Below are 14,346 nucleotides of genomic sequence, written 5' to 3'. Positions count from 1 at the left end.
AAATTATCCATATGGTTTATTATCCTTCATAATATTGTATTATACATCCATGTTCACCCACCTAATGCTTAGTTATTAAGCTGATTATTTAAATATAACCATAGTAGAACAAGGATGTTCAAGTGATGAAACTATTAGTCATTGATGAATGCTATTACACACGTCTGGGAATTATTGAATCCCTAAAAGAAAATACAGACATCCTCTCTTTAGGCGCTGTATCAATACGGGATGCCATAAATATTTTGCCTGTCTTCTCTCCAGATGTTATTTTGGCGAATTTGACTAGTTATGGTTACTACAGTGAATATTGTGAACAACTGGAGTTATTAATTTCTTCAGTTTATGGTACTCGTAACTATATTTATGTAGACAAAACATACCCCACCAAGGAAACACCTATCCAGTTGACAAATAAAGATTTTATATTACCAAAAAAAGATCTAACGATATTACTTGAACGCCTAAAAGAAATAGCATCATATGATATTCAATGTTATTTCTCTAATTTTAGTGCATATAGTTCCATTTTTAGTCATCAGGAAAATCGTATCATCTATTATTGGATGTTAGAAATGGATACCCATAAAATTGCCAAAACTTTAAAAATTAGCAATAGTACAGTTTATTCGCATAAGAGGCATATTATAGAAAAAATAGGGGTATCTAACAAAATAGAGTTATTCTTTATTTACAATATCTTTAAATATTTTTGTTAAGCCTTTTGAATAACCTATTTTAGTATAAAATTCCCATTCACATAACAAATTATGTGAATGGGATAAGTAAGCACAGAGAATAAAGCTACAATTTGAAAGATGGGAACGAATACTACTTAAAGCACTACTATTTAATAGATTGCAGTGATGTAATATTCAAACCATCATTTAATCGATAGCGGGACTTATTAAAAATCTTAGCCCCATTTTCTCTTCCTGCACGACGGGCACGCTGTTCTTCCTCTGGCAGTTTCATCTCTTCACAGCAAGCATCGCTGCAACAGCCTTCGAAACGCGCTGCACAAGATGGGCACTGGATAAATAACAAATGGCAACCATCGTTCTTACAATTGGTATGGCTATCACACGTCGCTCCGCATTGGTGACAGTGAGCAATAACATCTTCACTAATACGCTCCCCCATACGCTCATCAAAGACAAAGTTCTTACCAACAAAACGAACTGGTAATTCTTGTTCTTTCGCTTTGCGGGCATACTCAATAATGCCACCTTCTACGTGGTAAACTTTGCTAAAACCATTATGCAACATATAAGCACTTGCTTTTTCGCAACGAATTCCGCCAGTACAGTACATAACAATATTTTTATCTTTATTATCCTTCAGCATTTCTACAGCCATTGGCAGCTGTTCACGAAACGTATCTGATGGAACTTCAATCGCGTTTTCGAAATGCCCAACTTCATATTCGTAGTGGTTACGCATGTCGACAAAGACAGTATCAGGATCATCCAACATTTGGTTAACCTGCTCCGCCTTCAGATATTCGCCTGTTTTAGATGAATCAAAAGTTTCATCTTCAATGCCATCTGCAACAATGCGCTCACGCACTTTCATGCGCAATACCCAGAATGATTTACCATCATCTTCTAACGCAATGTTAAGGCGCAGATTATATAGTGCCGGATCGGTCTCATCCAATAATACCTTCAACGCATCGACATTCTTGGAAGGCACACTAATTTGTGCATTGATACCTTCTTTGGCGATATAAACCCGCCCAAAGACAGATAACTCGGTAAACTTTTGATACAGGCTATCGCGAAAAGTCTGTGGTGCGGAAATGGTGAAATACTTATAAAAAGAGATAGTAGTGCGCGGCTCAATTTCAGCCAACATGCGCTCTTTCAGCTCTTTGTTAGAAATACGGTTATGTAACACTGGCATGGTGTTCAAAATACCTTTTTAATCTATTGATATTTATAAATTTATGTCTTTCTGTGTCCACAGAGTGTCCACACTAGACCATGATCGACAATTTTAACTAGAAACCCCCTGTATCATACTAGGGGTTTTTTATTTTCTACAATATTACTTTTTCCTGTGATCGAAATCTATCAATCTACCATAATGGTTGAACAGGAATTCTTCTAAATTATCAGACTGATTTCACATCCATACAGTATAAAACTTGATTATCGTTTGTTGTATGCAATATTTTTCCATATATATGCTTATGAAAATCCAAGATTATCTTAATAAAAAAAATATCTCTGTACACTACTTTTGCTGACCTCATTGGGTGTTTTTGCACAATCAACACATCTCTCTGTTTTGCAAAAATCAATGAAAATGTGGCAACCACTCTCGATTAGTGATAGTGGAGATATTGTTACGCTTACGATGAATGAAGACAGGGTATGTTAGGTCAACCGCTGACATTGAAACACTCGCCGGCTAAGTTCACTCGCCGTGGTGTTGATCTTAATACCTATTGGTTTGTGCAATATGGCTATGAGACTAAGCCGTTTGAATTTAAGACGGGTCATTTGTTTCATTTAAGAGAGCCGGATATTAATCAGGAACTGTACGGCCTGCCGGAATATCTGGCGGCTATTCCGTCCATTCTGCTTAATGAAGCTTCGACACTTTTCCGTCGTAAGTATTATCTCAATGGTTCGCACGCGGGGTACATTCTCTATGCAACTTTCGCAATCTGTTTTTGTATGCCCCCGGCGGCAAGAAAGGCGGCATTCAAACTATCCCATTGTCCGAAGCCGCGGCGAAAGATGAATTTTTGAATATCAAGAATGTGAGCCGTGATGACATGTTGGCGGCGCACCGTATACCTCCCTCCGTTAATGGGGATTATCCCGCAGAATACCGGTGGGTTCGGTGACGTGGAGAAAGCGGCTAAGGTGTTTGTGCGCAACGAATTACTGCCACTGCAAAGCAAGATGAAACAGCTGAATGACTGGCTCGGGGAAGAGGTGCTCCGGTTTGGACGCTATTCCCTGGAGACGGACAAAAACGACTAACCCACATCACGTTGATGATACGACCGTCGGCGAGGCGGTCTTCTTTTGCCTGAATGAAAATGCGCAAAGTAGAATGTTTTATGCAGATAACTCATTAATGACATTTTCGATAAATTGAAAAACCAAGAAAACGGGAAATTTAAAAAATTGTATGATGATAGCATTATTAAAATTTATTACGCGCATTACTTCTTTATTTAATTAAAAAGAGATAAAAGCTAATAAATTTGATTGCAATCATTATATATGGATACTTAAAATACAACTACCATAATTAACTCATTCATTTAATATTAAAATAATTACTCCATTGCTTGATAAATACAAAAAAAACAGGGTGTTATTTTATGAAATATATCCCGTGACGTATTTTTAATAATATAAATCCTCTTCTCTTCTATTATTAAGGAAAACATCATGAGCATTATAAAGACATTTTATAACAACTCAGACGTGCCTATGTTCATAACGCTTGAGGGAAACCATCAGGGAACGCCTCATCTTCCTGCAAAGGTTAGTCAATTAATCCATTCTAAAGAAACACTAACTTTATCTGTACCAGGAACTTATATAATGAAACTGGAATATTCTATACATATGTACCATATTGGCTTTAGTATGATTTTAAAATCTATGGGACAAGAGTCGGAAGTAACCAGTCTTTTAAAACATGAAAAGTTTGTTCTTAATTATTGGTTCATCTGTAATAAAGATACGTACCCTACGTATAAAAACTGTTTTCCGGTTTCTATCATTCCGATGATTTAGTCATAATATAATATTGCTTAACATCACTAAAGGAGTTATGAAATGGGTGGCATTCTTTATAATACTAGGATAGTAATTAACCTGACTGACTTCGATTTTAACGTATCTATATACAGTCAGTATCCAATCATAACAAACCGTATAAAATCTAAGAGCAGTGCGCTTTTTGATTTTTCACATTTTTCGGAGATTCCTACGATAACTGGTATAATATTTAAAGACTCTCTAAATACATTACAATTGGAATATTTTTCAAACGAAATACAAGAACCAAATTTTGGATTTTTTCTTCAAAGTAGAACTATTACTATAGTTCAAGATGAAAACACTAAATTCAATTTTAGCTTAAGTTTCTACGAGCATTAATTTCATTGACATTTTTTAATTGCCAAGCATTAATAAAAGCAATCTACTCAAGGTAAAAGCCAGCAGATTGATATTACAACTAAGGATATATTAATATCAACATAAATCTCTCAGCTATATAATGGAGTGATGAATACGGCATATCGACGTGACCGGGACATTCTAGGCGGACACTGGCAGGGTTTATTCCTGGCATTCTACCGCTAACTGGAATTCTTTAATGGTGATAACCCGATCAAAGGATTACCAACACTGAAAGAAAAACGGGCAGAAATGACCTTTTTAGCTCATGAAGAAATCAAACTGTTACTCAATGCGTTATCAGGAGATTACAAATTGGTAGCATTGCTTTGTTTAAGCACAGGTGCCAGATGGTCGGAAGCTGCAACGTTAAAAAGTGAACAGGTGATAAATGGTGGAAATATCATTGCATTACAGCAGATTCTTGGTCACGCCAGTATTCAGCAAACCACGGTTTATGCGCATCTGTTGCCTGATTATATGCAGTTTGCTAGCACTCTTAATCCACTGAAAGGGGGGATAGGTGTATAAACATTTTAAGCAATTATAGTGACCTCAAAGTGTCCACACTAATATGTTTTTCAGTTTGTTATAATTGCTTGGCATTACTTTTTTTAATTGATTTAAAAGGATTTTATTTCAATCAAATAAAGCAAGGTTCCATGGACGGAGCCTTAAAAGACAGGCATGGTGTACTTTCCTGAATTTCGCTTAAAAAATGAAAACTTCAATGGTCGTTCCATTGATGGCTGGATATCATAACGAAAATGGCCGTTGGAGGAATCGTGATTTATGCTTTTCCATCACGCCGATACAGTGGGATGATGACTACGATAGTCTGAGGCAGCAAAACCTTGCCAAACAGTGAATCAGGCAAATGAGTTATCACCAGATTCAATATTTAATGCCGCAAAATTTCGATATTCCACTAAAAAGTGTCACAATACACTAATACGATTTTTAGAGCCTATCTTAGGCATCTATGATTCAGACAGACGAAACCGATTCAAAATAACAAATAACATACAGAAAACACATGATACAAGCACCCCCTTTTTGTCGTTCACTTTTACATCCCCGCCACTGGCTGACTTGGCTGGGTATTGGCATACTTTATTTACTGGTTTTGCTACCTTATCCAGCGATTTATTGGATGGGAACCCGACTTGGACGACTTTCACTACGTTTCTTGAAAAAACGAGCCAAAGTTGCAGAGCGCAATCTGACACTTTGTTTCCCTGATATGCCAGCAGAGAAACGACAAGAATGGCTAGTCAGAAATTTCGAATCTGTTGGCATGGGCGTGTTTGAGACCGGAATGGCCTGGTTTTGGCCTGACTGGCGGATCAAGCGTTGGTTCAAAGTCACTGGAAGGGAACATATCCAACAAGTACAATCCACAGGCCAAGGAATTATCGTCATTGGTATCCATTTTTTAACACTGGAATTGGGAGCACGTATTTTTGGTATGCTGAACCCAGGTATTGGTGTTTATCGTCCAAATGACAATCCTGTCATGGATTGGCTACAAACTTGGGGGCGTCTCCGTTCCAATAAATATATGCTGGATAGGAAAGATGTTAAGGGCATGATCCGATGCTTAAAAAATGGTGAAATTGTTTGGTACGCTCCTGATCACGATTATGGCCCACGTAGCAGTGTATTTGCCCCATTATTCGCTGTTGAACATGCTGCAACCACGACTGGAACCTCAATTCTCGTCCGTTTGGCCAAACCTGCACTGATCCCTTTTACTCCGCGAAGGTTACCCAATGGAAAGGGTTATGAGTTAATTATTCAGCCCGCTGTAGAAAATTTTCCTCTGCAAGATGAAACAGAAGCAGCAACATTCATGAATAAGGTGATCGAAAAGGAAATTATGCAGGCACCCGATCAATATATGTGGTTGCATCGCCGTTTCAAAACTCGCCCTAAAGGTATGCCATCTTTGTATGGTGACAACGATAATATTCACTGATAAACATCATTTGGCTGTTATTTCCTAAGTAACAGCCAATATCCTCCTTCAATAATTCAGTACATCTCCTTAAAAAAGACGATCCTCGCCGTGATGGTGATTTCTCCCTGTTTTATATGGGCATCAATTTGGGATCTTTCATCGCTACGCTAATTACTGGCTGGTTAGTGAAAGATTATGGCTGGCATTGGGGATTTGGCGTTGGTGGATTGGGTATGCTACTCGCCTTGCTGATTTTCCGTTTTTATACTATTCCATTAATGCGTAGCTATGATAAAGATGCAGGGCTGGATTCCTGTTGGGATCGGCCAATGATAAAACGCAAGAATGTTGGCAAATGGGTCAGCACAATTTTAATAGCTGTCTGTGTAATTGTTGCATTGGTGGCGATGGGAGTAATTCCATTTAATCCAGTCGAAATTGCTAGGCGGTGTCCTTTAATTATATAATCTCCGATAAAAGAGTCGAATACAGCCTAATTTCACCATAACCAGGTAGTTTCGTGCTGTTTTTTCATAACGTGTTGCGATACGCCGATGTCCTTTGAGAAAACCAAAACAGCGTTCCACAACATTACGGTGACAATAAGCCTGCTGATCAAATTGAACACAACCATCACTATTTCCTTTTTCATGGATTTTATAAGGAATAATGCCCTTTATTCTCAATTTGCGCAGGTAACCGCAGAGTTTTTTTCCCGAATAACCTTTATCTGCCAGCACGGCTTGGCCAGGTGGATTTTGGTGCCATAACCGCCGCGTGAGCGACCCAACGCATTTAGGTAATCTGGCTGCTGGCCTGATTGGTGGTAATGTACGTGCAGATAAATTGGATAGCCTGCCTCAACTATTTTCCAACGTATCACTATCGTTGGTCATCTGCTCTGCTATTTTGCTTGTTTTAATCATCCCTATCCACCGTTTGATGAGCAGACTGCATGAGACAGAAGTAAAATCTTAAGTAACTTAAACTTTAGTTAAATCGCCACTAACATTCCATACCCGAATCAGAGATATTTAGTGGCATTTTGTCCAGGATTCACATTGGTTGCAAAAAATTATTATAATCATTAAATATTTTATCCCATGGAAATCACATCTTGAATAATTACAAGTTATTACCAGCTTTAGTATCAATATTGCAAACACTTAACCTAACTGAGTCATCAAAGCAATTAGGTGTTACACAATCAGCAATGAGCAAAATATTACATCAGCTGCGTGAAGATTTTCATGACAAAATTATTGTGAGGGAGGCAAATCAATTTATTCTCACCCCAAAAGGTGAAAAACTGAAAGAAAAGCTTCCGGCATTAATGCAACAATTGGATAACCTCTATGCACCAGAGATAATGGAACCAAATCTTTGTAAGAGAAAATTCACCTTAGCATCCAGTGATTATGTCGCCCAGGCCATCTTGCCATCTATAATTTCTAACATTGAAGTTGATGCTCCTAACGTGAGTATTGAATATAAATTGTGGCATAAAGACAATTTGAATAAGTTTGCTGAACAAGATATTGATTTAGTCGCAACCATTGCCGATACGATACCTGATAATTTATACGGTAAAATGATGGCTGAAGATCAACTTGCCGTTGCATTTAGAAATACACATCCCAAAACTGATAGCGATATGACTATTAACGACTATACAGAAGGTCGGCATATTTTGATTAGTGGTGGCGGAGATAAAGACAGTTTTGTCGATCAGATGTTGGCAAAGATGAACCTAAATCGCCACATTTACGCTACAGTTCCCTTCTTCCAGGCGGCCATTGAGTTATTGTTAAAAACAGATACCATGCTAACCATACCACTGCATATTGCTGCTGATTTTGCTCAAAACTATGATTTACAAATAAGACGTTTACCTATTGATATTAAAGCACAACAATACTATTTGCTATGGCATGCGAAACATCACCAAGATCCAGAGCATAGATGGTTTAGGGATATCTGTTTTCCTCTGATCAAAGCTCATCTTGAAAGAACTATCGAACATGGTATGAAATTAATTCATACCTATAAGTAGATTTTTCGTCTTTTATATATGATCTTGTTACATTAATATAATCAGCACTTTTTCATATAGATGGTAACATCTGTTATTTTCAATTTTATAATGGTAATAAATATGCTCTCTATAGAAACACTTGTTACATTTATCAGTATTTCAACCTTCCTATGCTTCTTGCCAGGTCCTGATAATCTTTTAGTTTTAAGTCAGTCTGCAATAAATGGATTCAAACATGGAGTATTAATTACCATTGGATTATGTATTGGATTAGTAATACATACTTATTTAGTTTCATTAGGCATTGCAGCAATAATACAAGCTAATACGATGGCCTTTGAAATTATCAGGCTATTGGGTGTGTTTTATTTAATTTATCTGGCTTGGGGAGCCTTTAAGGCAAGGCCTATTCATCTCAACAGCAACAGTTTTAATGACACAAAAAAACTCATTAAAAAAGGTTTGATTATGAATTTATCAAATCCAAAAGTAATTATTTTCTTTTTAGCTTTTCTGCCTCAATTTACTACTGACAATACAATTGCTACTCCAGTATCTCTTCAATTATTATATCTAGGTTTAATATTTGTCGTAATTGCTTTTATGGTATTTACTCTAATATCCTATTTATCCGGTTTTTTAAATAAAGCAATATCCAGTAAATCATCAATACAGATTGCTCTTAATAGAGTTACTAGCTTGATATTTATGGCATTAGCCATTAACTTATGTATTAGCCAGTTTTAAACAAGAATATATCACATGCTCTTAAACCATGTTTGACAAGATCGAATGTAATCCCCTGTCGGTTGCTGCTAAATTTGCGAATCCTTTCGCTATTTTCAGCATCCTTACACACTATTTCACAGCTTTTGTTACATTTATGAAACTGGCGTAAACCTATGTTAACTGCCAGTTAACTCAATTAATAGTAAGCATAACAAGCATCTTCAATATCAGAATAGGAATAACCATTCCCTTGTTCTTTCTCTAATTTCTGCCTTGTTTCCCTATAGCAACGGCGTTTATTCTGCTCTCTGAAATGCTGCATAATGTCGTCTTGTGGCTTATGGGAAAATTTAGGCTGTTGCTCACTCCAGTCATAAGAAAGCTTCCAGCTCTCTTTATCAAGTCTATTGTGATGCTTATTAAATTTATCATTATATTCTTTCTGTTCATTCTCCCGCTTCTCGGCTAAGGCATTATCTTTAGCCAGTTTTTCGGTGTTCCAATTCCCACTATCCAGTGTGTCCCTCTTTTTCAGGTACTCTTCTGAGGGTTTGTTATCCGCGGGTATATCGCTTTGGTAGCTTAAATCCAATGCCAGAGCTTGAGAAAACCACACTGACAAAATAAAAAATAGGCAATGAGATCCTTTGATTTTCATATTCTTCCTTATCAGAACTATAACAAATGATTATTATTAATAATCGTTATCATATTGTGCATCACGGCTTCAGAGAAAGTTTAAGTCTTCGCTAACAACTGCTGGCTCAATTAATAAAAACCTCACGCCTCTTTTGATTTGTTGTCCTATAGCAATGACGTTTAGTTTACCCTCTGAATACGTTCAGTTTTGTTTCATGAAGCGTTCTATATCTCGCTTTAAATCTTGCGGATTGGGGGGATAATCCTTAAAGCTAAAACTGTTCGACCTATACCAATCAGAAGATCGATTATTATACTCTTTCTGTTCATTTTCCTGCTTTTCGGCTAAGGCATTATCTTTAACCAATTTCTCCCTTTCCCAATTTCCATCATGCAATTTGTCCCTTTTTTTCAGGTACTCTTCTGAGGGTTTGTTATCCACAGGTATATCGCCCTGGTAGCTTAAATCCAAAGCCTGAGCTTGAGAAAACCACACTGACAAAATAAAAAACAGGCAATGGGATCCTTTGATTTTCATATTTTTCCTTAATGAGAATATAACAATGACGTTTAGTTTGCACCCTGAAAACGTTTAGCTCGTATCCGGAAGAGTCGCATCTCTTGGCGAAGGTAATGCTGTTGAATATCGGGATAAGCATTAAAGCTCTGCGCATACCAATCAGGAGGAAGTCCTAGGCTCTTTTTCTCAAATTTGCCATTATATTCATTATATTCTTTCAATTCCTTCTTCCCCTTCTCAGCTAAGGTAATAGCTTTAGCCGGTTTATCCATGTTCCAATTTTCGTAATCCGAACTGTCCAGGCTGAATCTCTTTTTCAGGTATTCTCCTGAGAGCCTGTTATCTACGGGTATATCGCCCTGGTAGCTTAAATCCAAAGCCTGAGCTTGAAAAAACCACACTGACAAAATAAAAAACAGGCAATGGGATCCTTTGATTTTCATATCCTTCCTTAATGAAACTATAACAACAAATTATTATTTAATAACCATTATCACCTAAGGTCAACACTACAATTTCTGTGCATTTTGCAACCAAAAAAATAACTCTTTACAAATCAATGTCGTTTCAACATTCTGTGATTTACTTTTCATTATAAAAATTAAGTGAGATTCTGATGCATCCATACCCTATTTATCACGTCGATGCCTTCTGGTAGAAAACCACTTACGCTGGTTTACACCTAAAGTCGAAGTAGATTTATGTGGACATGCAACGTTGGCGACCGCGTTTGTCCTCATAACCCATCGCAACATCCAAGAGAAGTTACTCACATTCAAAAGCCGCTCCGGTGAACTCCGAGTTTCTCATCAAGATGGTGTTTTTACATTGGATTTCCCTGTCGCCGATTGTCATGAAGAAAATGACCTCATCCCTGTCATACAAGACGCCCTGGGACAAAATGTTTCCGCGGCATTAGCTTCACATGATCGTTATATTTGTGTTTTAGATTCCGTAGAACAGATCATCAATACCCACCCCGATTTTAATAAGATTGCAGCCCTGCCCTTGCCAGGACTTGCCATTACCGCTCTCGGTGATTCGTTCGCTGATTTCGTTTCTCGCTATTTTGCACCAGCTAAAGGTGTCAATGAAGATCCTGTTACAGGCTCCAGCCATTGTGTTCTTGCCCCTTTCTGGGGAAAGCGGCTCAATAAAACTGAGCTTCATGCCCGCCAATTATCAGAACGAGGCGGTGAGTTGTTATGTCAAATAGATGGAGATCGTATCTACCTGACGGGTAAAGCAAGACTCTTTTCACACGGTGAGATACTGCTTGAGAATATATAATTCCTTATTTTTGATAAAAAAACTGGCACAAAGTCACAATAGATAAAAGTTATCTGCAAGAAAAAGCCCTATTGGTATTTAAAGGATAAACTAGCTATGGTCAGCGGAATAAATTCTGCTGACCAATAATGACAACTATCTACATTAACTTTGATTACGCACCAGTAAATCTGAATTAATTTCCGAGATTGATCTCGCTCCGGTTAAGGTCATCGCTACCCGCATCTCTTTCTCAATCAGATCCAACAAGTTAGAAACGCCTGCTTCACCTGCCGCAGCCAACGCATAAACAAAAGCACGCCCCAGCAAAACGCTATCCGCGCCCAGAGCAATCATTCTCACTACATCCAATCCGGTCCGGATACCAGAATCAGCGAGAATGGTAATGTCGTTTTTGACTGCATCCACAATCGCAGGTAAGGCGCGTGCCGTTGATAAAACACCATCAAGCTGACGTCCGCCGTGATTTGAAACCACAATGCCATCAGCCCCAAAACGGACAGCATCTTTAGCATCTTCTGGATCAAGGATGCCTTTGATAATCATTGGCCCTTTCCAGAAATCACGGATCCATTCCAAATCTTTCCATGAGATTGATGGATCAAAATTATTTCCCAACCAGCCAATATAATCTTCCAATTTAGTCGGTTTGCCACGATACATAGAAATATTGCCCAAATCGTGTGGCTTACCCCATAATCCTACATCCCATGCCCATTGAGGATGAGTCATCGCCTGCAAAATACGACGCATGGTTGCATTCGGGCCACTCATACCGGAATGTGCATCACGGTAACGCGCCCCAGGTACTGGCATATCAACGGTAAATACCAGATTTTTGACTCCCGCAGACTGTGCCCTTTCCAGTACATTGCGCATAAAACCACGATCTTTTAGCACATAGAGCTGAAACCAGATTGGGCGATCTATTGCAGGAGCGACTTCTTCAATCGGACATACTGATACCGTCGACAAAGTAAATGAGATCCCCTTTTTGGCTGCGGCACGTGCAGCTTGCACTTCACCACGACGCGCATACATTCCTGCCAGTCCAACAGGGCCAAGTGTCACCGGCATTGACATTTTCTCGCCGAATAAGCTGGTTTCCAGGCTTAATTCGGACATATCCTTCAATACACGCTGGCGTAATTCAATATTGGATAAGTCTGTGGTATTACATTTAAGGGTATGTTCTGCGTAGGCTCCGCCATCAATATAGTGGAACAGAAAAGGCGGTAACTTAGCTTGTGCTGCATCCCGATAATCAGTTGAAGCGGAAATAATCATAATATCTATCCTAATGTAAAGTTATTCACACATTTTATGGCATACCATTTCGTTTGATCACCTTTATCTCCAACGTATTAAAAGTTAAAAGGTTTTTCTACACTAACAATAAAATCATCAAAATAAGCATATTGTTCCACTGGTGGCGCCCAATCCAGCGTAGAGCCACCAAAAAAAGAACTCCATTTTATTGCATCAATAAAAACATCATCTTTATTTCTCAACTTGAGATTATCCGTTCTAAAAACCTCTTGATTATCGACATATTGGATATAAATACCATCATGTTTACCGATACTATTCAGCTTCACATATTGTGTCAGGGTATACCAAATATTTTTCTTTAAAAAAATTTTTAATTTAACGTAATCCCCACATTGTTCATTTTTTTCCGAGTAATAGAGATAACCAAATAACTCACCAGCTTTTCTCCACATCACGCAACTGCTGAAACCATCGAAACTGTCATTATCAATACAACCTGACGGATGATCACCACCAGCTAATCCTGGTAGTTTTCCACCTTTAACCCACATAAATTCTTTACTGAACATCACCCTATACTGTAACCATAACGCTTCATGCTCACCATTAATCGGTGCGTTGAATGAGGTACCGGCCTCAGAACCAACAGCATTGGCAAGATAAGTGAGCTCTAATACTTTGTTGTTATCATCTTGAGGATCAATAACGATATTTAATCTTCCCTGACGAAGACCAGACGATGATGTAGGTGAAATCCCCCAATCAGATTTGAAATCTTTAGCAGAGTATTGCCCTATCTTGTGTGCAAAATTTACATTAATCAAATTATCATTAGATACAAGAGAAAAATGAATTGGCACCATAATTAGCTCCTTGGTAAATTATATTTATACTTTCACATAAAGCTCCAAATAGAATAAGAAAAATCAGAAAAAACAATCTAAAATATATTTTTATATTGTCCCTGTTTGAAATGACAGTCAAACCTTATAGCCGACAAACTATATTTAAAATAACTCACTAGTCTTTTATATTTAATATCTCCCTCCAGAATAAAAACAATAAACTGGAGGGTTAAAAGCTACCATTTATCTATACTCATTTTGAGAGCATGTTTTCCAGAATATCATAAATAGGTAACAAACGAGTGAATCCATCCCTATTAAGGAAATGTCCACCATTATCAATATTAATCACTTCCGTTTGCAAAGAATGAGCCAGAATCTGGGAGGATTGCGGAGAAACAATTTCATCATCAGATGAAATAAGTGAAAAACGGTGTTCGGTTACCTCACGCAAGAAAGCATAATCTAACGGTTCAACAGTAAAAGAATCCAATTCTGGTAAAGTAATTTGAGAAGAGTCAAATCCAGAGACCAAAATATATCCACCAATACGAAGATGCCGAGAACGCATCGATTCTAAATGCCGCAATAGCGTAATACAACCGAGACTATGACCAACAAAAATCGAGCCTTTGTCTACTTCAGGCACGATATCCATCAACATCTTAGCCCAGGCTTCAGGTTTAGGAGATGATGTATCAGGCATTGTGGGTATGATAACCTCCGCACCCTGTTCAGTAAGTTTCTCTTTTAACCAAGGGAACCAATGTGATGAAGGTGAAGCAGTATATCCATGAACAATAATTATTTTTTTGCCAGAAAACTTCCCTTGACCACTTATTTTTTCTGATATCACTAATTTTCTCCTATTTAATAATTTATCTATTTGGAGTCAACCATCTAAT

14 protein-coding genes and 4 pseudogenes are annotated in these 14,346 nt (G+C 37.8%); 10 read left to right on the top strand and 8 right to left on the bottom strand.

Features of this window, described 5'->3' with window-relative positions; all coding sequences use genetic code 11:
• Nucleotides 1-125 precede the first annotated feature (125 nt).
• Complete coding sequence (locus Xets_RS15460) at nucleotides 126-719, top strand: response regulator transcription factor (RefSeq protein ID WP_099131257.1); 594 nt, start codon at nucleotides 126-128, stop codon at nucleotides 717-719.
• A 127-nt stretch (nucleotides 720-846) separates the two neighbouring features.
• Here the strand turns inward: Xets_RS15460 and Xets_RS15455 are convergent, their stop codons facing one another.
• Nucleotides 847-1,905 carry a rhodanese-related sulfurtransferase gene (locus Xets_RS15455; RefSeq protein ID WP_099131258.1) on the bottom strand — a complete coding sequence of 353 codons (1,059 nt, stop codon included), beginning with the start codon at nucleotides 1,903-1,905 and terminating at the stop codon, nucleotides 847-849.
• A 464-nt stretch (nucleotides 1,906-2,369) separates the two neighbouring features.
• On the opposite strand from Xets_RS15455, the pseudogene Xets_RS15450 reads away from it, so the two are divergent.
• From Xets_RS15450 to Xets_RS15430, 5 genes and pseudogenes are all read left to right on the top strand, one after another.
• Nucleotides 2,370-2,996 (top strand): annotated as a pseudogene (locus Xets_RS15450) (phage portal protein); the annotation flags it as partial.
• Nucleotides 2,997-3,413: 417 nt separating this feature from the next.
• On the top strand, nucleotides 3,414-3,764 hold the full coding sequence (locus Xets_RS15445) for a hypothetical protein (RefSeq protein ID WP_099131259.1): 351 nt from the start codon (nucleotides 3,414-3,416) through the stop codon (nucleotides 3,762-3,764).
• A 573-nt stretch (nucleotides 3,765-4,337) separates the two neighbouring features.
• Nucleotides 4,338-4,682: pseudogene (locus Xets_RS15440) on the top strand (hypothetical protein); the annotation flags it as partial.
• 505 nt (nucleotides 4,683-5,187) lie between these two features.
• A complete protein-coding gene (locus Xets_RS15435) occupies nucleotides 5,188-6,129 on the top strand; it encodes a Kdo(2)-lipid IV(A) acyltransferase (RefSeq protein ID WP_099131262.1) in 942 nt (313 codons plus the stop codon).
• Nucleotides 6,130-6,194: 65 nt separating this feature from the next.
• Nucleotides 6,195-6,554, top strand: a pseudogene (locus Xets_RS15430) (MFS transporter); the annotation flags it as partial.
• 12 nt (nucleotides 6,555-6,566) lie between these two features.
• On the opposite strand, the pseudogene Xets_RS15425 reads toward Xets_RS15430, so the two are convergent.
• Nucleotides 6,567-6,899 (bottom strand): annotated as a pseudogene (locus Xets_RS15425) (transposase); the annotation flags it as partial.
• On the opposite strand from Xets_RS15425, the gene Xets_RS15420 reads away from it, so the two are divergent.
• The 3 genes from Xets_RS15420 to Xets_RS15410 all read left to right on the top strand — a co-directional run bounded on the left by Xets_RS15420 (nucleotide 6,889) and on the right by Xets_RS15410 (nucleotide 8,893).
• Nucleotides 6,889-7,089 (top strand): hypothetical protein, encoded by a 201-nt coding sequence (locus Xets_RS15420; protein WP_370588251.1) that lies wholly within the window; start codon nucleotides 6,889-6,891, stop codon nucleotides 7,087-7,089. The pseudogene Xets_RS15425 and the gene Xets_RS15420 overlap by 11 nt on opposite strands.
• A 139-nt stretch (nucleotides 7,090-7,228) precedes the next feature.
• Nucleotides 7,229-8,164 (top strand): LysR family transcriptional regulator, encoded by a 936-nt coding sequence (locus Xets_RS15415; protein ID WP_187652068.1) that lies wholly within the window; start codon nucleotides 7,229-7,231, stop codon nucleotides 8,162-8,164.
• 102 nt (nucleotides 8,165-8,266) lie between these two features.
• The gene (locus Xets_RS15410; protein WP_167450567.1) at nucleotides 8,267-8,893 is read left to right on the top strand and encodes a LysE family translocator; all 627 of its coding nucleotides are present in this window, start codon (nucleotides 8,267-8,269) and stop codon (nucleotides 8,891-8,893) included.
• Between the two features lie 178 nt (nucleotides 8,894-9,071).
• On the opposite strand, the gene Xets_RS15405 is transcribed toward Xets_RS15410, so the two are convergent.
• The 3 genes from Xets_RS15405 to Xets_RS15395 all read right to left on the bottom strand — a co-directional run bounded on the left by Xets_RS15405 (nucleotide 9,072) and on the right by Xets_RS15395 (nucleotide 10,477).
• Nucleotides 9,072-9,533: a hypothetical protein gene (locus Xets_RS15405; RefSeq protein ID WP_099131267.1), complete on the bottom strand. Its 462-nt coding sequence runs from the start codon at nucleotides 9,531-9,533 to the stop codon at nucleotides 9,072-9,074.
• A 183-nt stretch (nucleotides 9,534-9,716) separates the two neighbouring features.
• Entirely contained in the window at nucleotides 9,717-10,052 is a 336-nt protein-coding gene (locus Xets_RS15400; protein WP_255430673.1) for a hypothetical protein, read from the bottom strand.
• Between the two features lie 32 nt (nucleotides 10,053-10,084).
• The gene (locus Xets_RS15395) at nucleotides 10,085-10,477 is read right to left on the bottom strand and encodes a hypothetical protein (RefSeq protein ID WP_187652067.1); all 393 of its coding nucleotides are present in this window, start codon (nucleotides 10,475-10,477) and stop codon (nucleotides 10,085-10,087) included.
• A 181-nt stretch (nucleotides 10,478-10,658) separates the two neighbouring features.
• On the opposite strand from Xets_RS15395, the gene Xets_RS15390 reads away from it, so the two are divergent.
• Nucleotides 10,659-11,324, top strand: a complete 666-nt coding sequence (locus Xets_RS15390) for a PhzF family phenazine biosynthesis protein (protein WP_187652078.1) — start codon at nucleotides 10,659-10,661, stop codon at nucleotides 11,322-11,324.
• A 144-nt stretch (nucleotides 11,325-11,468) separates the two neighbouring features.
• Here Xets_RS15390 and lldD read toward each other — a convergent pair whose 3' ends face one another.
• From lldD to Xets_RS15375, 3 genes are all read right to left on the bottom strand, one after another.
• Nucleotides 11,469-12,611 carry an FMN-dependent L-lactate dehydrogenase LldD gene (gene lldD / locus Xets_RS15385; protein WP_099131270.1) on the bottom strand — a complete coding sequence of 381 codons (1,143 nt, stop codon included), beginning with the start codon at nucleotides 12,609-12,611 and terminating at the stop codon, nucleotides 11,469-11,471.
• Nucleotides 12,612-12,688: 77 nt separating this feature from the next.
• On the bottom strand, nucleotides 12,689-13,459 hold the full coding sequence (locus tag Xets_RS15380; RefSeq protein WP_187652066.1) for a polysaccharide lyase: 771 nt from the start codon (nucleotides 13,457-13,459) through the stop codon (nucleotides 12,689-12,691).
• 235 nt (nucleotides 13,460-13,694) lie between these two features.
• Nucleotides 13,695-14,297: an alpha/beta hydrolase gene (locus Xets_RS15375; protein WP_244208736.1), complete on the bottom strand. Its 603-nt coding sequence runs from the start codon at nucleotides 14,295-14,297 to the stop codon at nucleotides 13,695-13,697.
• Nucleotides 14,298-14,346 lie beyond the last annotated feature (49 nt).

The sequence above is a fragment of the Xenorhabdus sp. TS4 genome (assembly GCF_014467265.1).
GTDB lineage: Bacteria > Pseudomonadota > Gammaproteobacteria > Enterobacterales > Enterobacteriaceae > Xenorhabdus > Xenorhabdus ehlersii.
Note: the sequence above shows the minus strand (reverse complement) of the source record. Positions and strands in the feature narration are given on the sequence as shown.

Bases quoted from the DNA above. Each gene is read 5' to 3' on its own strand.
- lldD (WP_099131270.1), bottom strand. From the start codon at position 12,611: ATGATTATTTCCGCTTCAACTGATTATCGGGATGCAGCACAAGCTAAG.
- Xets_RS15455 (WP_099131258.1), bottom strand. From the start codon at position 1,905: ATGCCAGTGTTACATAACCGTATTTCTAACAAAGAGCTGAAAGAGCGC.
- Xets_RS15410 (WP_167450567.1), top strand. From the start codon at position 8,267: ATGCTCTCTATAGAAACACTTGTTACATTTATCAGTATTTCAACCTTC.
- Xets_RS15435 (WP_099131262.1), top strand. From the start codon at position 5,188: ATGATACAAGCACCCCCTTTTTGTCGTTCACTTTTACATCCCCGCCAC.
- Xets_RS15400 (WP_255430673.1), bottom strand. From the start codon at position 10,052: ATGAAAATCAAAGGATCCCATTGCCTGTTTTTTATTTTGTCAGTGTGG.
- Xets_RS15445 (WP_099131259.1), top strand. From the start codon at position 3,414: ATGAGCATTATAAAGACATTTTATAACAACTCAGACGTGCCTATGTTC.
- Xets_RS15380 (WP_187652066.1), bottom strand. From the start codon at position 13,459: ATGGTGCCAATTCATTTTTCTCTTGTATCTAATGATAATTTGATTAAT.
- Xets_RS15405 (WP_099131267.1), bottom strand. From the start codon at position 9,533: ATGAAAATCAAAGGATCTCATTGCCTATTTTTTATTTTGTCAGTGTGG.
- Xets_RS15460 (WP_099131257.1), top strand. From the start codon at position 126: ATGAAACTATTAGTCATTGATGAATGCTATTACACACGTCTGGGAATT.
- Xets_RS15395 (WP_187652067.1), bottom strand. From the start codon at position 10,477: ATGAAAATCAAAGGATCCCATTGCCTGTTTTTTATTTTGTCAGTGTGG.